The organism is Microbacterium gorillae (assembly GCF_000826185.2).
In the GTDB taxonomy this organism is placed as follows: Bacteria; Actinomycetota; Actinomycetes; order Actinomycetales; family Microbacteriaceae; genus Microbacterium; species Microbacterium gorillae.
The window spans coordinates 36,833-56,848 of the sequence record NZ_LN648871.1; the positions used below are offsets into that span (position 1 = coordinate 36,833).

Consider the following 20,016-nt stretch of genomic DNA (forward strand, 5'->3'; position numbering starts at 1 on the left):
GAGGCGGGTCGCCGCTGCGCCGTGTCGAACGCGCGGCGGGCGTAACCTGACGCGGTGACCGTCGTGATCGCCTTCATCGCCAACGTCCTCGTCGCCGCCGCGAAGACGGTCGCCGCCGTGATCACCGGGTCGGCGGCCATGGTCGCCGAGGCGGCGCACTCGTGGGCGGACTGCGGCAACGAGATCTTCCTCCTGATCGCGGACCGGCAGAGCACGCGCACGAAGGACGCCCGCCACCCGTTCGGGTACGGGCGCAGCGCGTTCCTGTGGTCACTGATCGCGGCGTTCGGCATCTTCACGGCCGGCTCGATCGTGTCGGTGATGAACGGGATCCAGCAGCTGACGCACCCGGAGGCGATCTCGGATGTCGGCTGGGCCTACGCCGTGCTGGCGATCGCGTTCGTGCTGGAGGGCGCGTCGTTCGCGCAGGCGCTGATCCGCTCGCGACGTCTGGCCAACCAGCGCAATCGCTCGACGTGGGATTTCGTTCTGGACACCAGCGACACGACACTGCGGGCCGTGTTCTTCGAGGACTTCGCCGCCCTGATCGGGCTCGTGATCGCCGGCGGCGCGATCGCGCTGCATCAGATCACGGGGAACGCGATCTGGGACGCGGTCGGCTCGATCCTCGTCGGCGTCCTGCTCGGGATCGTCGCGGTGATCCTGATCCAGCGCAACTTCATGTTCCTCGTCGGCACCACGGTGCCGGCGGACATCCGCGTCAACGCCGGCCGCACGATCCTCGCCAACCCGGCCGTGGAGCGGATCACCTATCTGCACATCGAGTACGTCGGCCCGAACAAGCTGTTCGTCGTCGCCGAGATCGACCTGGTCGGTGACCTGCGCGAGCACGATGTCGCTCGACGCCTGCGTGCGATCGAGCAGGAGATCCAGGCGCATCCGCTCGTCGAGTCCGTGGTGCTGTCCCTGTCCGTCGACGACGAGCCGTCGCTCAGCTTCGGCTGACGTAGGCTTGCACCGTACGGCCCGCCCGCGCTGGGCGCCGCGGGCCCGATCCGGACGAGACCCGTTCGTCCGGCCGACTCCTCGTCACAGCCGCGACCGCTTCGGCGGCGTGTATCTTGCTGTCGACAACGAAAGGACGCTCCGTGGCACACGGTAAGAAGCTCGTCATCGTCGAGTCCCCGACGAAGATGAAGTCCATCCAGGGCTACCTGGGTGACGACTACGAGGTCCTGAGCTCGGTCGGTCACATCCGTGACCTGGCGGACAAGAAGAGCATCCCGGCCGAGAAGAAGGCCGCGTACGGCAAGTACTCGATCGACGTCGACAACGACTTCGACCCGCTCTACGTGGTCTCCGACCGCAAGACCAAGACGGTCGCCGAACTCAAGCGCGCCCTGAAGAACGCTGACGAGCTCCTGCTCGCCACTGATGAGGACCGCGAGGGCGAGGCCATCGCGTGGCACCTGCTGGAGACGCTGAAGCCCAAGGTTCCGGTCAAGCGCATGGTCTTCCACGAGATCACCAAGGACGCCATCCGCGCCGCCGTCGACAACACGCGCGAGCTCGATCTTGCGCTCGTCGACGCGCAGGAGACCCGCCGTGTCCTGGACCGCCTGTACGGCTGGGACGTCAGCCCCGTGCTCTGGTACAAGGTGCAGCCGGGCCTGTCCGCCGGTCGCGTGCAGTCCGCCGCGACCCGCATGGTCGTGGACCGGGAGCGCGAGCGCATGGCGTTCACCTCGGCCGCGTACTGGGACGTTGAGGCCGACGCCGCCGCGGACGGCTCCACCTTCCGCGTGCGCCTGGTGCGCCTGGACGGTGCGCCCATCGCCCGCGGCACCGACTTCGACGAGCGCGGTGAGCTGAAGAAGGCCGTCGTCGTGCTGAACGAGGCCGAGGCGACCACGCTCGCGTCCGCGATCACCACGGCCGGTTCCGGCGAGGTCGCCAAGGTCGAAGCCAAGCCCGGCACGCGCAGCCCGTACGCCCCGTTCACGACCTCCACGCTGCAGCAGGAGGCCGGACGCAAGCTCTCGATGACGGCGAAGATGGCGATGTCCACCGCCCAGCGCCTCTACGAGAAGGGGTACATCACCTATATGCGCACCGACTCGGTCGCGCTGTCCACGCAGGCGATCACCGCGGCGCGCACGCAGGCGGTCTCGCTGTACGGCGAGAAGGCCGTGCCGCTGAAGCCCCGCGTGTACAAGTCGAAGTCCAAGAACGCGCAGGAGGCGCACGAGGCGATCCGCCCGTCGGGGGAGACCTTCCGCACGCCGGCGTCGGTGTCCTCCGCACTGGATCGCGATGAGGCGCGCCTGTACGACCTGATCTGGAAGCGCACCGTCGCCAGCCAGATGTCGGACGCGAAGTTCGAGACCACGACCGTCACGATCGGCGTGAACGCGGACGGCCGCAAGGCGGAGCTGACCGCGTCCGGAACCGTCTACACCTTCAAGGGATTCCTGGAGGCGTACGAGGAGGGCCGCGACGAGAAGCGCTCCGACGGCGACAAGGCCGCCGACCAGTCCCTGCCCGCGCTGAGCGTGGGATCGTCCGTGGACGTCACCGATGTCGAGGTCAAGGACCACCGCACCACGCCGAAGCCCCGCTACACCGAGGCGTCACTGGTGAAGGTGCTGGAGGAGCGCGGCATCGGTCGCCCCTCCACGTTCGCCAGCATCATCGACACGATCATCGCCCGCGGCTACGTCTCCAAGCGCGGCCAGGCCCTCGTGCCGTCGTGGATGGCGTTCAGCGTCGTCCGCCTGCTCGAGGAGAACTTCGCCGAGCTCGTGGACTACGACTTCACCGCCGCGCTCGAGGACGACCTCGACGCCATCGCCCGCGGCGAGCAGCGCCGCGCGGACTGGCTGAAGGAGTTCTACTTCGGCTCGGACAGCCACACCGGCCTGCGCAACATCGTCGACAACGTCGGTGAGATCGATGCCCGCGCCCTGAACGCGACCCGGATCACCGACGCCGCCACCCTCCGCTTCGGCCGTTACGGGCCGTACCTCGAGGTCGCCGACGCCGCGAACCCGGACGCGAAGCCGCGCATCGTCAACATCCCCGAGGGTATGGCGCCCGACGAGCTGACCGCCGAGCGCGCCACCGAGCTGATCGAGGCGCCGGTGGCCGGCGACCGGGTCCTGGGCGAGATTCCGGAGACCGGCAAGCTCGTCGTGGTCAAGGACGGCCGGTTCGGTCCGTACGTGCAGGAGATCGACCCGCCCTCGGACGAGGACGAGGTGGACACCGCGACCGGCGAGGTCGCCGAGGCGCCGAAGAAGCGCGGTGCCAAGAAGGTCGCCGAGCCGAAGCCGCGCACCGCGTCGCTGTTCAAGTCGATGTCCGTCGACACCGTCGATTTCGCCACCGCGCTGCAGCTGCTCGAGCTTCCCCGCGTCGTGGGCGTCGACCCGGCGACGGAGGAGGAGATCACCGCGCAGAACGGTCGGTTCGGTCCGTACCTGAAGAAGGGCACCGACTCGCGCTCGCTGCAGACCGAGGCGGAGATCTTCGACATCACGCTGGAGCAGGCGCTCGAGCTGTACGCGCAGCCGAAGTACGGTGCTCGTCGTGCCGCGTCGGCGCTCAAGGAGTTCGAGGCGGACCCGGTCAGCGGCAAGGCGATCAAGGTCAAGGACGGTCGGTTCGGTCCGTACGTCACCGACGGTGAGACGAACGTCACGATCCCGAAGGGCCAGACCCCGGACGACATCACGTTCGAGATCGCGGTGCAGATGCTCGCGGACAAGCGTGCGAAGGGTCCGGCGCCCAAGCGCAAGACCGCCGCTCGCAAGACCACGACGGCGAAGAAGACCACGACCGCGGCGGCGAAGAAGACCACCGCCGCGAAGACCGCGGCCGCGAAGCAGGCACCCGCGAAGAAGGCACCGGCGAAGAAGGCACCGGCGAAGAAGGCCGCGGACGACGCGTGAGCGCCGGATTGTGGATCACCGTCGAGGGCGGTGACGGCACCGGCAAGACCACGCAGTCGCGCCTGCTCGCGGACTGGTTGACCGGGCAGGGGCGCACCGTGGTGCACACCCGCGAGCCGGGCGGCACGGAGGTGGGCCGGTTGATCCGGGACATCGTGCTGCATCACCGCGGTGACATCGTGCCCCGGGCGGAGGCGCTGCTGTACGCCGCCGATCGAGCGCATCACGTCGCGACCGTGGTGCGGCCGGCACTGGAGCGCGGCGAGGTCGTGCTGCAGGACCGCTACCTGGATTCGTCCGTGGTCTACCAGGGGGCCGGACGAGTGCTGGATGCGGCGGAGGTCCGCAACCTCTCGCTGTGGGCCACCGAGGGCGCCTTGCCGGATGTCACCGTTCTGCTCGATCTGGATGAGCAGGTCGCGCGCGAGCGGCTCGATTCGGCCGACAAACCGTTCGATCGGCTGGAGGCCGCGGGGGAGTCCTTCCACACGCGCGTTCGGCGTGCCTACCTGGAGCTGGCCGCGGCCGAACCGGACCGGTTCCTCGTCGTCGACGCGGCTGCTCCCGTGGCGGAGATCGCCGAGGTCATCCGCACGCGCGTCGCCGAGCGCCTGAGCTGACCGGTGGACGGTCGAGCTCCGCTGTCTCAGCCCGCCGTTAGGCTGGACGCATGAGCGTGACGGAGAGTGCCGCGAGCACCCTCCCCTGGGGAGACGTCTGGGGGCAGGACGAGGCCGTCGCGACACTGCGTGCGGCCGCCGAGAATCCGCTCGCGATGACGCATGCGTGGCTTCTCACCGGCCCGCCCGGATCAGGCCGCTCGAACCTCGCGTACGCGTTCGCCGCGTCCCTGATCGCCTCCGGCCCGGAGGACGTGAACACGATGCGCCAGGTGATCGCCGGGACGCATCCGGACCTGTCCGCCCTGCGGACCGAGGGCGTCATCATCTCGATCAAAGACGCTCGCGGCCTCGTCGAACGCAGTTACCTGTCGCCGTCCGCGGGTCGCCACCGCGTGATCGTGGTGGAGGACGCCGACCGGATGACCGAGCGGACCTCCAACGTCCTGCTCAAGGCGCTCGAAGAGCCGCCGGCGGAGACCGTGTGGGTGCTGTGCGCGCCGAGCGAGGCCGACCTGCTGCCGACGATCCGCTCGCGCGTGCGTGCGCTACGGCTGCGGGAACCGGAGGTCGCCGACGTCGCCCGACTGGTCATGCAGCGCACGGGCGTCCCGGCCGAGATCGCCGAACAGTCCGCGCGCCACGCGCAGCGGCACATCGGCATGGCGCAGCGTCTCGCGACCGACGCCGCCTCGCGTGAGCGGCGGGACGCGACGCTGCGCGGGGTGCTGTCCGTCCGCGGCATCGGTGATGTGGTCGAGATCGCCGGTCGCATCGTCCAGGCCGCGACCGATGATGCCAAGGCCCTCACCGCCGAACGCGACGAGGCCGAGCGGGCATCGCTGCTGCGCACCGTGGGCGTCGCGCCCGGAGCACCCGTCCCACCGGCGGTGCGCTCGCAGATCTCGGCGCTCGAGGACGAACAGAAGCGCCGCGCCACGCGCAGCCTCCGCGACGGCATCGATCGCGTGCTCACCGACATGCAGTCGCTGTTCCGTGACGTCGCGCTGATGCAGTTCGGCCGCACGGACGACCTGATCAACGTCGAGCTCGCCGAGACCGCCCGGGCGCGGACGGCCGAGTGGACGCACCAGCGCACCCTGACCGTGCTCGACGCGATCACCGCCACCCGTCAGGCGGTGCAGCAGAATGCGGCACCGCTGCTGGCGATCGAAAGCCTCCTCGTCACCGTGGGGACCGGAAGGACACCATGACCGCCACTCGCCTCCGCCGGCTGGGCGCCGCCCTCGTGACCCTCGCGGTCGCCTCGCTGACCCTCACGGGTTGTCTGTACTCGCAGATCCCGAAGGAGTCCGCCGGGTACAGCGGTGCCGACAAGACGCCGAGCACGGTCGGCGTTCCGGCGGGGCTGGAGAAGTACTACTCGCAGACCGTGGACTGGTCCTCCTGCGCGAAGGCGATGCAGTGCGGCACGGTCAGCGTTCCGCTGGACTACGCCGACCCGTCCGGCGCCTCCATCGACCTCGCCCTGGTGCGGGCCCGCCCGTCCGGCACACCGCAGGGATCGTTGCTGGTCAACCCGGGCGGTCCCGGTGCGAGCGGTGTGGATTTCGTCGAGTCGAGCCTGAGCTACGCCGTCGCCGCTCCGGTGCGCGCAGCCTTTGACATCGTCGGGTTCGACCCGCGGGGTGTCGGGAAGTCCTCCCCGGTGAAGTGCCTGGACGGAAAGGCGATGGACGAGTACCTGTACGCGCCGGTGGCCGGGGTGCGCGGGTCGCAGGAGTGGCTGGATGACGAGGACGCGCGGGCGAAGTCCTTCGCCGACGCGTGCGAGGCCAACAGCGGCAAGATCCTGCCCTTCATCACGACCGAGAACGCGGCGAAGGACATGGACGTGATGCGCGCGGTGCTCGGCGACGACAAGCTGAACTACCTCGGCTACTCCTACGGCACCAAACTCGGCGCGACGTACGCCGGGCTGTTCCCGGAGCGGGTCGGTCGTCTCGTGCTCGACGGCGCGTTGGACCCGGAGATGACCGGCGACGAGGTGGGCCTCGTGCAGGCGAAGGGCTTCCAGACCGCGTTGACCGCCTACATGCAGAACTGCCTGGACGGGTCCCAGTGCCCGTTCACCGGCACGGTGGACCAGGCCCTCGGCGACCTGCGCACGCTGCTGGACACGGTCGACGCGAACCCGTTGCCCAACTCCGACGGTCGGAAGTTGGACGGCGCGGATCTGTCCCTGGCGATCACCGCTGCGCTGTACTCCGAGGACAGCTGGTCCTACCTGACCGAAGCGCTGGCCAAGGCGATGGAGGGCGACCCGAGCACGGCGTTCTTCCTGGCGGACTTCTACAACGGCCGCCAGGGGCCGGGCAAGTACGAGGACAACTCGACCGAGGCGTTCAACGCGTACAACTGTATGGATTACCAGCCGTCCGAGGAGACCGACACCGAGTCCAGCTACGAGGACGCGGAGAAGAAGATCGCCGCCGTCGCCCCGACGATCGCGAAGTACTGGCTGGGTGCTGACGTCTGCGAGTACTGGGCGGCCCCGCCGACCGGCAAGGCCGGACGCATCACCGCCGACGGCGCGGCGCCGATCGTCGTGGTCGGAACGACGAACGACCCGGCGACGCCGTACGAGTGGGCCGTCGCGCTGTCCGATCAGCTTTCCAGCGGCGTGCTGATCACCCGCAAGGGCGACGGGCACACCGGCTACAACAAGGGCAACAGCTGCGTCGACGACGCCGTGAACGACTACTTCACGAAGCGCACCGTTCCCACCGACGGCCTCACCTGCTGACGCCGTCGGACGCCACGCCCGGACGCCGCCCACGGTACGGAGCACCCCCGCGGATGCTGTACTCTGGAACACGGCCCGCCGCCTTAGCTCAGTCGGCAGAGCGAGTCACTCGTAATGACTAGGTCGTCGGTTCGATTCCGACAGGCGGCTCCATCAGAAAGACCCCCGGCATGTCCGGGGGTCTTTCGTCGTTCCCGGCCCGCGTGCCGGGCGAGACGGCGCGCCAACCCCTAGGGTGGGGGAATGCTTCACGGCACTGATTGATCGGCAGTCGCGACCCTTGACGTCGCGCGGAGCCTGATCATCCATCACCAGCACGCCGTCGGCGTGCTCCTTCGCCTGGAGTTCTTTCCCATGCCGTCCACACGGACCGCACGTTATGTCGACGTGCTCAGAATCCCGCGCGTCCCGACCACCTTCGGGGCCGCACTCGTCGGACGCAGCGCCTACGCGCTCGTCTTCCTTCCGCTCCTGTTCGCCGTCACCGACGCGACCGGATCCATCGCTCTGGCCGGACTCGCGGTCGGGCTCTACGGAGCCGGAGCGAGCTTCCTCGCTCCGGTGCGCGCCTGGCTCATCGACCGGTACGGTGCCCGGCGGACGCTCCTCGTCCTCGTCCTCGCCTTCGGATTGACTCTGACCCTGATCGCCGTCACGGCATTGGCGCCCGGGGACGGCGCCGTGCTGATCGCCCTGGCGGCTCTCGCCGGGGCTGTCGCGCCTCCGCTCGGGCCCACCATGCGGGTGGCCTGGGGCCGTCTTGCCCCGGAGGAGCTTCTCACCAAGAGCCTGAGCCTGGACGCGGTCGTCGAGGAGCTCCTCTACCTCGCCGGGCCGGCGCTCGCCGGTGTCGCCCTCGCGGTCATCTCGCCGGGCGTGGCGCTGCTCGTCCCGGCCGCCCTGGTGGTGGTCGGCGGGGTCCTGTTCTGCCTGACCGATGCCGTCGGGGCGATGGTGCCGCGCGTGAGCGCGGGAACCACCCGCGGTCGGCCGCTGATCCTGGACCCTGGATTCGTCGGTGTGCTGCTGCCGGCGGTCGTGGCCGGCTTCGTGGTCGGCACGGTCGGGATCAGCGTGCCCGTCGTGCTGGCGGAGGTCGGCGGCCCGGCGGCCACCGGTGTCGCGCTCGGACTCTTCGCCGGCGGCAGCGCGCTCGGCGGGCTTGCCTACGGCGCTCTCCGAGTGCGCGGCCCGGCCGCGGTGCAGCTGATCATCCTGGCCGGTGCGCTCGTGCTGCTGAGCTCGCTCGTGGCGTTCGTCTCCGGCGCGGTCGCGGTGAGCGCGGTCCTGGCGGCGGCCGGACTGTTCTTCTCTCCAGTGATGATCGTCGCGTACGTCGCCGCGCACGCCGCCGGGGGAGAGAGTCGGCAGAACTCGGCCACGACGTGGGTGAACACCAGCCACAACCTCGGGGCCAGCGTCTCCGGCGCGGTCGCCGGAGTGATGATCCAGCTCGGTGGCGTTCCGCTGGCCACGACGCTGGTCGCCGGCGGAGCGCTCGTGCTCCTCCTCGTCAGTGCGGCCCTGCACTGGCTTTACGGAAGACGGGCTGCCGCTACGATCTGAACGTGTCCCCGGCCCTTGACGTCATCTCCGCAGTGGCCGAGGTTCTGTCCTGGCTCGGGGGAGCGATCGCGCTGCTGGGGGCGATCGTCCTGATCGTGCTCACGCTGTCGCAGGGGCCGTGGCACCCAGCGCGCGCGGTGATCGAGAGCGGTGACAGCGGGCCGGTGCTGCGCTGGTTCGGCCGCGACGGCGTCGGAGAGGCGCGCGTCCGCCCCGAGGATCGCGGGCGCGTCATCGGCAAGCGCGAGGTGGACGTCTTCGTCCGCCCGGACGTGCACGATCGGTTCCGCTGGGTGCGCCGTGGTGCGGCGTGGCGACCGGTGGCCGTCGCGACCGTGAGCGCCGCCGGGCTGTGGCTGGCCTGCACCATCGCGTCCCTCGTGATCATGGCCGTGGGTCCGTGATCAGGATTCGCTAACTAGGCTAGCGAGTATGGCTTCACCCTCCCGTCCCTCCCGCTGGTTGCGCCTCGGACTCCCGATCGTGCTCGTCCTGATCTGGTTGGTCGGAGGAGCGATCGGAGGGCCCTACTTCGGCACGCTGGTTGCGCCTCGGACTCCCGATCGTGCTCGTCCTGATCTGGTTGGTCGGAGGAGCGATCGGAGGGCCCTACTTCGGCAAGGTCGGCGAAGTCTCCACGAACGACCAGTCCACGTTCCTGCCGGCGAGTGCCGAGTCCACGCAGGTGCAGAACCGGACGGCGGACTTCCTCGGGGAGGACAGCATCCCGGCCGTCGTCGTCATCACCGGTGAGGACGGCAAGAAGCTCACCGCTGCGCAGCTGGAGAAGCTGGCCGATCTGCCGGACACCCTCGCCGCGACGAAGGGTGTGAACGGCGACGTCTCGCCGCCGATCCCGTCCGATGACGAAGAAGCGGTGCAGATGTTCGTACCGCTGGACTCGTCCGGCGACATCGACGACGTCGTGGGGGAGCTGCGCACCGAGCTCAAGGACAAGATCCCGGACGGCACCACCGCGTGGGTGACCGGACCGGCGGGTTTCAGCGCCGACCTCGTCAACGGCTTCCTCGGCATTGACGGCACGTTGCTGCTCACCGCGCTGATCGCGGTCTTCGTGATCCTCATCATCGTGTACCGCTCACCGCTGCTGCCGGTCCTCGTGCTGCTGTCGTCGATGTTCGCGCTCTGCGTGGCGCTGCTGGTGGTGTGGTGGCTCGCCAAGGCCGGTGTGTTCGTGCTGAACGGCCAGGTGCAGGGCATCCTGTTCATCCTCGTCATCGGTGCGGCGACGGACTACGCGCTGCTGTTCGTCGCGCGATTCCGCGAGGCGATCGGTTCCGGCCTCAATCGCTGGAACGCGACGACGACGGCGTGGAAGGGCGCGTTCGAGCCGATCCTCGCTTCCGGCGGCACGGTCATCGCAGGCCTGCTCTGCCTGCTGCTGAGCGACCTCGCCACGAACAAGGCGCTGGGGCCCATCGCCTCCATCGGCATCGCCTTCGCGATGCTGTCCGCTCTGACCTTCCTGCCGGCCATGCTGGCACTCGCCGGACGCGCCGCGTTCTGGCCGTTCCCGCCGAAGCGCGATGACACCTCGCACGTCGTCCCGCACGACCTGGACGCGCCGGTGAAGGGTTTCTGGCCGCGCAGTGCGAAGCTCGTCGCCAAGCACTTCCGGATCGTCTGGATCGTCACCACGGTCGTCCTCCTCGCAGGTGCCCTCGGAGTCACGCAGCTCAAGGCCGATGGTGTCGCGACCAGCGACCTCGTGCTCGGCGCCAGCCAGGCGCGCGACGGCCAGGCCAAGCTCGCCGAACACTTCCCGGGCGGGTCCGGTTCGCCCGCGTACGTCATCGTGCCGCAGGACGATGTCGCCGATGCCGTGACCGCGATCGAAAAGATCAGCGGCATCGAGGCGGTGGCCGCGTCCAGCAAGGACGCGAGCTCTGGTCAGGCCACCGTTGAGGTCAAGGACGGCAAGCCCGTCTACACCGCTCCCGGCCCGCCCGGACAGGACGCGCCGACGCCGACCGTTCGCGACGGGGACGTGCTTCTCGTGCTGACCCTGTCCGACACCGCTGACTCGGACGCGGCGAAGAAGACCATCGCCGATCTGCGTGGCTCGCTCACGCGTGAGCTCGGCTCCGGCACCGCCCTCGTAGGCGGAACCACCGCCGTCGATGTCGACACGATCGCCACGAGCGAGCACGACCGCGAGCTCATCATCCCGATCGTGCTCGTGGTGATCCTGATCATCCTCATGCTGCTGCTGCGCGCGATCGTGGCACCGGTGCTGCTGATCATCAGCACGGTCCTGTCGTTCCTCACCGCTCTCGGCGTCTCGGCGCTGGTGTTCAACCACATCCTCGACTTCCCCGGAGCGGACCCGGCGGTGCCGTTGTACGGGTTCGTGTTCCTCGTCGCCCTCGGTGTGGATTACAACATCTTCCTGATGAGTCGCGTGCGGGAGGAATCGCGCACGCACGGCACCCGGCCCGGCATCCTGCGCGGACTGGTCTCCACGGGTGGCGTGATCACCTCCGCCGGCCTCGTGCTCGCCGCGACGTTCGCAGCGCTCGGGGTCATCCCGATCATGTTCCTCGCACAGATCGCCTTCATCGTGGCGTTCGGTGTGCTGGTGGACACGTTCATCGTCCGGTCACTGCTGATCCCGGCGCTGATGTATGACATCGGCCGCTTCATCTGGTGGCCGAACGCGATGTCCAAGAAGCACGTCGACGAGCACGCCGTTGCCGGCGGCCTGGTGCTTCGGGAGCGCGAGGATGCGGCACGCGCCGGAGCGACCGAGCAGGGCGTGCCGGCGCCGGGCACGGGGCTCCGTCGGGATCGGCGGAGGTCGTAGGCTCGGGACATGACCCGCGCCCTGCTGATCGTCGACGTCCAGAACGACTTCACCGAGGACGGCGCCCTCGCCGTCGCCGGCGGTGACGCGGTCGCGGAACGCATCAGTGCGTTCCTGGCCGCGCACGCCGGCGACTACGCGGTGATCGTCGCGTCGCGGGACTGGCACGACGCCGACTCCGACAACGGCGGTCATTTCGCCGCGGAGCCGGACTTCCGCGACAGTTGGCCGGTGCACTGCGTCGCCGGCACGCCGGGAGCGGACTACGACCCGTTGCTGGAGCCCGCGGCCATCACGCACCACGTGCTGAAGGGGCGCGGCGAACCGGCGTACTCGATGTTCCAGGGCGCGACTGAGGACGGTCAGACCACGGCGGCCGTGCTGTCCGCGGCCGGGGTGACGTCGGCGGACGTCGTCGGGATCGCGACGGACCACTGCGTGCGCGCGACCGCGCTGGACGCGATCGCGCACGGCATCGCGGTCCGGGTGCTCACGGACATGATCGCGGGCGTCGCGCCGGACTCGTCCGCCGCGGCTCTGGCCGAGCTCGGACACGCGGGCGCTGAGATCACGGCTTCCTGATGCGCGTTCGGCGGATTCGCGCCGATGAGTGGCGACAGGTCCGGGATCTGCGTCTGCAGGCTCTCGCCGACCCGGACGCCTCGATGGCGTTCATCGGCAGTCGCGAGGTCGCGGCCGGGCAGCCCGACGATCACTGGCGGGCGCGCGCGATGGCGGGGGCGGCCGGGGGCCCCTCGGCGCAGTTCATCGCCCTGACCGGACGTGTGTGGCAGGGGACCGCGACGGTGATCGTGCAGGAGGCGGGGAGCCTCGACGAACGCCTCCGGCCGCGACCGGAGCGTCGCGCCACCGTCGTCGGGGTGTTCGTGGTTCCGCAGGCGCGCGGCGGCGGAGCGGTGGACGGTCTGCTCGGGCAGTGCGCGCGGTGGGCGACCGAGGCCGGATTCCGGCGCCTGTTCCTCAGCGTCCACGTCGACAACGTTCGCGCGCAGGCGGCGTATCGGCGGTTCGGGTTCCGGGACACCGGCGTGGAGTTCACCAGCGTCGTCGGGGACGAGAAGGAGATGGCGTTCGAGCTGTGATCAGGCGGTCTGGCGTCGGCGAGCATGATGATGATCACTCGGCGAGCGCGGTACCAGGAGCCCGAGGAGGGATCACCGCGCGGGCGACACCTCGGCGAGCACCGCGTCCGCGTAAACCGGCCAGACCTCGGCGGCCCAGGGGCCGAAGTCGCGGTCGGTGAGCGCCACGACCGCGACGTGGGCCTCCGGGTCCACCCAGAGGAACGTGCCGCTCTGACCGAAGTGGCCGAACGTGCGCGGGGAGTTGTTCGCCCCGGTCCAGTGCGGGCTCTTGTGATCGCGCAGTTCGAAGCCGAGCCCCCAGTCGTTCGGCTTCTGTCGCCCGAACCCCGGGAGCACGCCGTCCAGGCCCGGGAAGACGACCGTCGTGGCGGCGGCGAGGGTCTCCGGTGCGAGGAGAGCGGGACGCTGCAGTTCGGCGGCGAAGCGGGCCAGGTCCGCGGTCGTGGAGATGCCGCCCGCGGCGGGGGAGCCGTCGACGCGCGTCGCGGTCATGCCGAGCGGGGCGAGCACGGCCTCGTCCAGGTACGTCGTGAACGGGATCTCACTGCGGGCGGCGAGGGTGTCGGCGAGCACTTCCATGCCGCGGTTGGAATAGATCCGGCGCGTGCCCGGCTCGGCGCGCACGCGGTCCTCGCTGAAGGCGAGCCCGGACGCGTGGGCGAGCAGGTGGCGCACCGTTGATCCGGGTGGGCCCGCGGGGTCGTCCAGCTCGAAGACGCCCTCCTCGACGGCCACGAGCGCGGCGTACGAGGTGAGGAGCTTCGTCACCGACGCGAGCGGGAACGGCCGATCGATGTCGCCGGCGGTGCCGAGGATCGTGCCGTCCGCCGCGATGACGGCGGTGGCGGCGTTCTCGACCGGCCAGATCGCGAGTTGTGACGTGGCGGTCAGCGTGGTTTCGGTCATGCGTCCTCCCGAGATGCCTTTCCATGATGTCAGCCGCGATAGGGTCGCCGGATGGTTGACGCATTCCAGGGAACAGTGGTCGCGCTCGGCGGGGGAGGATTCTCCATGTCCGACGACGGGCGGAGCGCGATCGATGACGAGCTGCTCGCGATGACGGGGGTCGACAACCCGCGGGTGTGCTTCATCCCGACCGCGAGCGGCGATGCCGAGGGCTACGCGCAGCGCTTCGAGGCGGCCTTCGACGGTCGCGCGCGCACCAGCGTGCTGTCGCTGTTCAACCGTGGGCCGTGGGGCTACGGCGGTGCGGACCTCCTCGCCGAGCAGGACCTGATCTACGTCGGCGGCGGGTCCACCGCGAACCTGCTGGCTCTGTGGCGCCTGCACGGCATCGTGGACACGCTGCGCTCTGTCGCTGCATCCGGCACGATCCTCGCCGGCATCAGCGCCGGGATGAACTGCTGGTTCGAGGCGTCGTCCACGGACTCGTACGGTCCGCTCGCGCCGTTGCGCGACGGCCTCGGCTTTCTGTCCGGCGCCGGGTGCCCGCACTACCTCGGCGAGCCCGGTCGGCGCGAGAAGTTCCTCGCCTGGGTCGGCGACGGCACGCTGCCGGAGGGCCACGCCGTGGACGATTTCGCCGCCGTCGTGTTCCGCGACGGCGAGGTCGTGGAGGCGCTGGCGGAGCGTCCGGACGCGATCGCGCGCCGCGTGATGCGTGACGGTGAAACCGGCGTCGAGGTCCCGCTGGACATGCGGGTGCTCGGGGTGTGACATGCAACTCGTGACCGACGACGATCCGTCCCGTTTCGTCCAGATCTGGGAGAGTGCGGGCACGGGGGAGTGGGTGATCCGCGAGGGCACGCTCGGCCGCACCGGGCGGCTGACCGAGACCGGCCGCACGCCGGCGGAGGTCTCGGTCGCCGAGCTTGCCGCGCCCTTCCTGGCGCGGGGTTTCCGTGAGTTCCCGGACGACGGCTACACGGCACACGTGGTGGTGCAGTTCCCGACCGAGAACGCCGCGTACGACCGGCGCCTGATCGCCCACGCGACCGAGTGGCTGGACTCCGTGCTTGACGAGCGCGGCCTCGGCTACGTCGACGGCTTCGACCGCGGCAAGCGTCTGAGCGACCGCGTGAAGATCGTGGTGAACATCTTCGCCTTCGTCAAGGACGGCGAGCTCGGCGCGGTGGCCGCACACGCGGCGTTGAAGCAGGGGTCCGCGGATGTCAACCGCGCCGCGATCGCCTGGCGCGACAACTCCAACGACGAGTGGACCGTCCGCTACGACCGCATCTCCCGCAAACTCCCCGGCCTCTTCAGCCTCTGAAGGCCGTTCCTGGGCGAGCTACCTGTCGTAGGAAGATAGGCGTTCGTCGTCAGGCACAGCACTTCTGCCCACGTCGCCCCGCTGCTGCGCATCTATTTTCGTATTACGATTTCTTCATGGAGGGCGACGAGAGGATCAACGGCGAAGCGGTCACCGAGGAGCACATCGCGGCCTGGTCGGCGGAAGCAGAAGCCGGTTTCGATATCGACGCCATCAAGAAGCGTGGACGCGGGCGGCCGGGGCGTGGATCGGACCCAGCGCAAGTGGTGGCCCTCCGCCTGACCGCGGAGGAGCTTGCTGCCCTCGACGCGCGGGCCGCGCGCGAGCACAAATCACGGTCGGAACTGATCCGCGAGGCGATCGCTGCATTCGCGTCGTGAAGATCCACGACGCCTCTCTCACACACGGACTCGCGCCAGCCGACATTCTCCGCACGGCGTCCTGGCCTCTGTGGATCGAAGACCTCGACGACGACTTCCCAGCCCGCCAGCTGCGCTTGGGAACTCAACCCTCTCCGCTGTCGCATCCCCGAGGAGCGACTGGGGGAGGCATGCGACGACGTATTCGGGTGACGACCTCGTCGCTGTCGTGGATGGCCTTGATTCGGCGCTGACGAAGGCCGCTCACGTTGTCCCGCTCATATACCCTCGAGGCGTGCCCAGGTTCAGCGACTACGTCGTCTATGTCGACGAGAGTGGTGATCACAGTCTCGTGAACGTGAACCCGCAGTTCCCGTACTTCGTGCTGTCGTTCTGTATCTTTCCGGTCAATGAGTATGTCGACCACGTGGTACCGCGTGTGCAGCGGCTCAAGTTCGACTTCTTCGGGCACGACATGGTCGTCCTCCATGAGCGCGAGATTCGGAAGTCCACGCCGCCGTTCGACATCCTCCTCAATGAGCGCGTTCGCGCGGATTTCATGAGGGCATTGAACGACATCATCGAGGCTGCGCGCTTCGGGATTGTCGCCTGCGTGATCGACAAAGAACGGTTCCGTCAGCGTCGTGGCATGAACACGAATCCATATCACGTAGCCCTAGAGTTCGGTCTCGAACGCGTGTTTCTTCAGCTGCAACAGCGGGGCCAGGCTCGTCGCATGACCCGTGTCGTGTTTGAGAGTCGGGGTTCCAAAGAGGACCATGCTCTCGAGCTTGAGTTTCGAAGAATCATGGACACGACCGCAATGCGGGGGATGCCGGAGACCCTCGCGTTCCATTGCGCGCCCAAGAGCGCCAACAGTTCGGGCCTTCAGATCGCCGACATGACAGCGAGGCCCATCGGCCTGCATGAGATGAGGCCCGAGCAGCGAAATCGCGCTTGGCAGCTCATCGAGCCGAAGCTCGTAAGGTTAAGAGAGGGGCGAATTGACGGCTACGGCCTCAAGGTCTACCCATAAAGCGAAAGGCCCCCGGGCTTCCCGGAGACCATACGCCGATCGAGCATTCCCGATCCACTTGCTGCAACGATAGGGCATGCCGTCCTATTCCGCTAGCCAGCGGGCTCCCCTGTGCGGATGAGGCTGGGGACTGTTGTCGCGGTTTTTCACGTGGTGCGGAGGAGGGAACGGCTCTCTATCCCAGCGATTTCTGGGGTCGAGTTTCCTACAGTCACGGTGGGCCCCGTGGGGCTCGAACCCACGACCCGCGGATTAAAAGTCCGATGCTCTGCCAACTGAGCTAGAGGCCCGTGGGTTCCACTCTAGGGGCAACGGCGGGGCTTCGCGGACGGCGGACAACGCGTCCCGGGCTCGGAGCCGCGCGTACCCTGGTGAGGATGTCTGCTCTGTTCAACAAGCCCGTGCGACGGCCGTCCGACATGCTCGATCGCCTGTTCGGCAACGACGACCCCGCCGAGGCCTCGCGCGCCGCGCACGCCACCGCGACGGCGCTGCTGTCGCGCGTGCGCGAGGACCCGGACGCGGACACCGTCGACCGCCTCGTGACGTACACGCGCGAGCACGGCATCGACACCATCGCGCAGCTGTGGTCGCAGGCGCCGGCCCGCACACTGCCGGGCGCACTGTGGCGGATCTACCTGCTGCAGCTCATGGTCCACGACGACCCGCACACCACGAGCCTCGTCTACGAGCGCGGACGCCGCGAGGTGCACACCGTCGACCCCGTCATCGCGGGGGCTCCGACGCCGGCCGGACCGGGGGAGATCACGCAGCTCGCGGACGCGATCCTGCGCGGGGTGTTCACGGGCGACTTCGGCGTCGCACTGCAGCGGGCGGCGTCGTTCTGTCGCGTGGAGGCCTCGGGGGCCACGCACCTCGCGGATGACTACGAGGGCACGGAACCGGAACGCGCGACGGCGCTTACGACGAAGGCACTGCGGCTCTCCACGTTCGCGGCGGACCTGGACGCCGCTGCCGCCCAGTGGCGGCTCGGCACGCTCACCTGACCGACACCGCCGTACGCCTGTGGTCCGGTCCGCCTCGCGGGATGCGGTGGTGCGTCGGACCGGACGCGGGCCTCAGAAGCCGAGGGCTTGCTGGGCGCGGGAGCGGTCGCCGTCGGTCTGCATGATGGCTGCGGCCTCCCAGAGGGACTGGTCCGGGGCGCGGTCCGGGATCTCCAGGCCCTTCAGCAGCGAGCCGGGCAGCACGAGATCCGGGGCCAGCGCGATGGCCGCGCGCATCTGCGTGCGGTAGAGGTACCAGGCCGCCAACAGATCCACGACCAGGACGATCGGAGCGATCCACCACAGCTCGGTGACGAACGCCACCACGACACCGAGAACCAGGGCTCCACTGATCATGGCGTAGACCATGATCAAAGCGGTACGGCGCCGCGGGGCGACGTACGCCTCCGCTTCCGTCTGCCGCAGCGGGTTGAGGATCACTGCCGGAGCCGAGCGCGCCATCTCAGACCTCCTCCACGTCGGCGACGCCGAGGACGTCGAACAGCCACGCCAGCTCGAACGCCCGCTCGCGCCAGGAGTTGTAGCGTCCGGTGACCCCGCCGTGACCGGCGACCATCTCGCACTTCAACAGCGCGTCCGCGCCGACCTCGCGCAGACGCGCGACCCACTTCGCCGGCTCCACGTACATCACGCGGGTGTCGTTCAACGACGTCACCGCGAGGATGCGCGGGTACGTCACGCCCTCGCGCACGTTCTCGTACGGGGTGTAGGAGCGCATGTACTCGTACACCTCGGCGTTCTCCAGCGGGTTTCCCCACTCGTCCCACTCGATGACCGTCAGGGGCAGCGAGGGATCCAGGATCGTCGTCAACGCATCCACGAAGGGAACGGAAGCCAGGACACCGGCGAACAGCTCCGGCGCGAGGTTCGCGACCGCTCCCATCAGCAGACCGCCCGCGCTGCCGCCCTCGGCGGCCAGGCGCTCCGGCGTCGTGATGCCCTCATCCACGAGGTGCCGCGCCACGTCCACGAAATCGGTGAAGGTGTTGCGCTTGCTCAGCGTCTTGCCGTTCTCGTACCAGGCGCGACCCATCTCGCCGCCGCCGCGGACGTGCGCGACCGCGAACACGACACCGCGATCCAGACCGGACAGGCGCATGGACGAGAAGCCGGGGTCGATGGAGTGCTCGTAGGAGCCGTACCCGTACAGGTGCACGGGCCGGACGCCGTCGGACACGTCGCCGAACGAGCGCTTCCAGACGAGCGAGACCGGGATCTGCGTCCCATCTTGAGCGGTCGCCCAGATCCGACGCTGGTCATAGTCCGCGGCGTCGTACCCGCCGAGCACCGGCTGCTGCTTGCGCAGGAGCAGCTCGCCGCTCGCGATGTCCCAGTCGTAGACGCTCGCGGGCGTGACGAACGAGCCGTAGCTCAGGCGTACGAGCGGCGGTGCCCACTCGGAGTTGCCGCTCACCCAAGCGCTGTAGAGCGGCTCGTCGAAAGCGAGCTCGGTGACCTCGTTCGTCGCGTAATCGAGCAGGCCGACGCGCTCCAGGCCGTCGCGCCGGTAATCGACGGTGGCGAAATCACGGAAGCAATCGATGTCCAGCACTCGACGACCGGGCAGATGCGCGAGCACGGGCGTGCGCGGACCCGTGGGGTCCGCCAGCGGCACGCGCACGAGCTCGAAATCCAGCGCGCCGGCGTTGTGGGTGATGAACAGGACATCCTCACCGTCGATGACGGCGTGGTCGACGCTGTACTCCACGCCCTCCTCCGCCGGCCACACGACCTGCGGCTCGGCGGTCAGATCCGCCGCGGGCAGCAAGCGGGTCTCGCTCGTGATCTTCGAGCCCTTCTCGATGATCAGGTACTCGTCCGACCGGGTGAAGCCGGAACCCACCCAGTAGCGCTCGTCCGGCTCGTGGAACAGCTTCACGTCGTCGGCACCGGACCCGATGCGGTGCAGCCAGACGGTGTCCGGCCGCCAGGCGTCATCCACCGTCTGGTAAACGATGCCGGTGCCGTCCGGGGTGAACTCGGCGCCGCCCGCGGTGTCCTCCAGGACATCCGAGAGCACCTCGCCGGATGCGATCTCGCGGACGCGCACGCGGTAGCGCTCGTCGCCGGCGACATCGATGCCGTACAGGATGCGCGTGCCGTCGCGGGACACGTCGAAGCTGCCGAGCGAGAAGAACTCGTTGCCCTCGGCCTCGACGTTGCCGTCGAAGAGGATCTCCTCGCCCGGGACCGGCACGGCCGGGTCGAGCTCCGGCGGCGTCCAGTCGTCGGGGGAGGACAGCGGTGCGCGGCACTGCACGCCGTACTGCTGACCCTCGATCGTGCGTCCGTAGTACCAGTACTCACCGCGACGGGCGGGGACGGAGAGGTCGGTCTCGAGCGTGCGCGCCTTCACCTCGTCGAAGATGCGCTCGCGCAGCGGCGCGAGGTGAGCGGTCCGCTCGGCCGTGTACGCGTTCTCCGCCTCGAGGTGGGCGATGACCTCGGGGTCGTCCTTCGCCCGCATCCACTCGTACGGGTCGGAGAAGGTGTCGCCGTGGTGGACACGGTCCTGCGGGCGGCGGTCGGCGATCGGGGCGTCAGAACGTGCAGTCACCCGCCCCAC

Annotated in this window: 18 protein-coding genes and 2 tRNA genes; 16 read left to right on the forward strand and 4 right to left on the reverse strand. The window is 69.1% G+C overall.

The window, feature by feature from the left end:
• Positions 1-54: 54 nt before the first annotated feature.
• The 11 genes from BN1193_RS01170 (at position 55) to BN1193_RS01220 (ending at position 12,791) form a co-directional block, all read left to right on the forward strand.
• Complete coding sequence (locus BN1193_RS01170; protein WP_040163314.1) at positions 55-966, forward strand: cation diffusion facilitator family transporter; 912 nt, start codon at positions 55-57, stop codon at positions 964-966.
• Between the two features lie 143 nt (positions 967-1,109).
• Positions 1,110-3,911 (forward strand): type I DNA topoisomerase, encoded by a 2,802-nt coding sequence (gene topA, locus BN1193_RS01175; protein ID WP_040163317.1) that lies wholly within the window; start codon positions 1,110-1,112, stop codon positions 3,909-3,911.
• The gene (gene tmk / locus BN1193_RS01180; RefSeq protein WP_040163320.1) at positions 3,908-4,531 is read left to right on the forward strand and encodes a dTMP kinase; all 624 of its coding nucleotides are present in this window, start codon (positions 3,908-3,910) and stop codon (positions 4,529-4,531) included. The genes topA and tmk overlap by 4 nt, the downstream gene beginning before the upstream one ends.
• 50 nt (positions 4,532-4,581) lie before the next feature.
• On the forward strand, positions 4,582-5,745 hold the full coding sequence (locus BN1193_RS01185; RefSeq protein WP_094770202.1) for a DNA polymerase III subunit delta': 1,164 nt from the start codon (positions 4,582-4,584) through the stop codon (positions 5,743-5,745).
• Positions 5,742-7,298: an alpha/beta hydrolase gene (locus tag BN1193_RS01190; protein WP_040163323.1), complete on the forward strand. Its 1,557-nt coding sequence runs from the start codon at positions 5,742-5,744 to the stop codon at positions 7,296-7,298. The genes BN1193_RS01185 and BN1193_RS01190 overlap by 4 nt, the downstream gene beginning before the upstream one ends.
• A gap of 77 nt (positions 7,299-7,375) precedes the next feature.
• A tRNA-Thr gene (locus BN1193_RS01195) sits at positions 7,376-7,451 on the forward strand.
• A 201-nt stretch (positions 7,452-7,652) separates the two neighbouring features.
• Positions 7,653-8,864: an MFS transporter gene (locus BN1193_RS01200; RefSeq protein ID WP_040163326.1), complete on the forward strand. Its 1,212-nt coding sequence runs from the start codon at positions 7,653-7,655 to the stop codon at positions 8,862-8,864.
• 2 nt (positions 8,865-8,866) lie between these two features.
• Positions 8,867-9,268, forward strand: coding sequence for a hypothetical protein (locus BN1193_RS01205; RefSeq protein WP_052460319.1), 402 nt, complete (start codon positions 8,867-8,869; stop codon positions 9,266-9,268).
• Between the two features lie 140 nt (positions 9,269-9,408).
• Positions 9,409-11,688, forward strand: coding sequence for an MMPL family transporter (locus tag BN1193_RS01210; RefSeq protein WP_094770203.1), 2,280 nt, complete (start codon positions 9,409-9,411; stop codon positions 11,686-11,688).
• 9 nt (positions 11,689-11,697) lie between these two features.
• Positions 11,698-12,270 carry an isochorismatase family protein gene (locus tag BN1193_RS01215; protein ID WP_040163329.1) on the forward strand — a complete coding sequence of 191 codons (573 nt, stop codon included), beginning with the start codon at positions 11,698-11,700 and terminating at the stop codon, positions 12,268-12,270.
• The gene (locus tag BN1193_RS01220) at positions 12,270-12,791 is read left to right on the forward strand and encodes a GNAT family N-acetyltransferase (protein ID WP_040163333.1); all 522 of its coding nucleotides are present in this window, start codon (positions 12,270-12,272) and stop codon (positions 12,789-12,791) included. Before BN1193_RS01215 ends, BN1193_RS01220 begins: the two co-directional genes overlap by 1 nt.
• 72 nt (positions 12,792-12,863) lie before the next feature.
• Here BN1193_RS01220 and BN1193_RS01225 read toward each other — a convergent pair whose 3' ends face one another.
• Positions 12,864-13,700, reverse strand: coding sequence for a serine hydrolase domain-containing protein (locus tag BN1193_RS01225; RefSeq protein ID WP_052460320.1), 837 nt, complete (start codon positions 13,698-13,700; stop codon positions 12,864-12,866).
• Between the two features lie 51 nt (positions 13,701-13,751).
• Here BN1193_RS01225 and BN1193_RS01230 point away from each other — a divergent pair, with 51 nt between their 5' ends.
• From BN1193_RS01230 to BN1193_RS01245, 4 genes are all read left to right on the forward strand, one after another.
• Positions 13,752-14,471, forward strand: a complete 720-nt coding sequence (locus BN1193_RS01230) for a Type 1 glutamine amidotransferase-like domain-containing protein (protein WP_040163335.1) — start codon at positions 13,752-13,754, stop codon at positions 14,469-14,471.
• A 1-nt stretch (position 14,472) separates the two neighbouring features.
• Complete coding sequence (locus tag BN1193_RS01235; RefSeq protein ID WP_052460321.1) at positions 14,473-15,027, forward strand: hypothetical protein; 555 nt, start codon at positions 14,473-14,475, stop codon at positions 15,025-15,027.
• A 116-nt stretch (positions 15,028-15,143) separates the two neighbouring features.
• On the forward strand, positions 15,144-15,407 hold the full coding sequence (locus BN1193_RS01240) for a ribbon-helix-helix protein, CopG family (RefSeq protein ID WP_040163338.1): 264 nt from the start codon (positions 15,144-15,146) through the stop codon (positions 15,405-15,407).
• A 274-nt stretch (positions 15,408-15,681) separates the two neighbouring features.
• Complete coding sequence (locus tag BN1193_RS01245) at positions 15,682-16,422, forward strand: DUF3800 domain-containing protein (protein WP_040163628.1); 741 nt, start codon at positions 15,682-15,684, stop codon at positions 16,420-16,422.
• A gap of 217 nt (positions 16,423-16,639) precedes the next feature.
• On the opposite strand, the gene BN1193_RS01250 is transcribed toward BN1193_RS01245, so the two are convergent.
• A tRNA-Lys gene (locus tag BN1193_RS01250) sits at positions 16,640-16,712 on the reverse strand.
• Between the two features lie 87 nt (positions 16,713-16,799).
• On the opposite strand from BN1193_RS01250, the gene BN1193_RS01255 reads away from it, so the two are divergent.
• Entirely contained in the window at positions 16,800-17,429 is a 630-nt protein-coding gene (locus BN1193_RS01255) for a hypothetical protein (RefSeq protein WP_040163341.1), read from the forward strand.
• 72 nt (positions 17,430-17,501) lie between these two features.
• On the opposite strand, the gene BN1193_RS01260 is transcribed toward BN1193_RS01255, so the two are convergent.
• Both BN1193_RS01260 and BN1193_RS01265 read right to left on the reverse strand, forming a co-directional pair.
• Entirely contained in the window at positions 17,502-17,891 is a 390-nt protein-coding gene (locus BN1193_RS01260) for a hypothetical protein (protein WP_040163344.1), read from the reverse strand.
• A 1-nt stretch (position 17,892) separates the two neighbouring features.
• Positions 17,893-20,016: a S9 family peptidase gene (locus BN1193_RS01265; RefSeq protein ID WP_040163347.1), complete on the reverse strand. Its 2,124-nt coding sequence runs from the start codon at positions 20,014-20,016 to the stop codon at positions 17,893-17,895.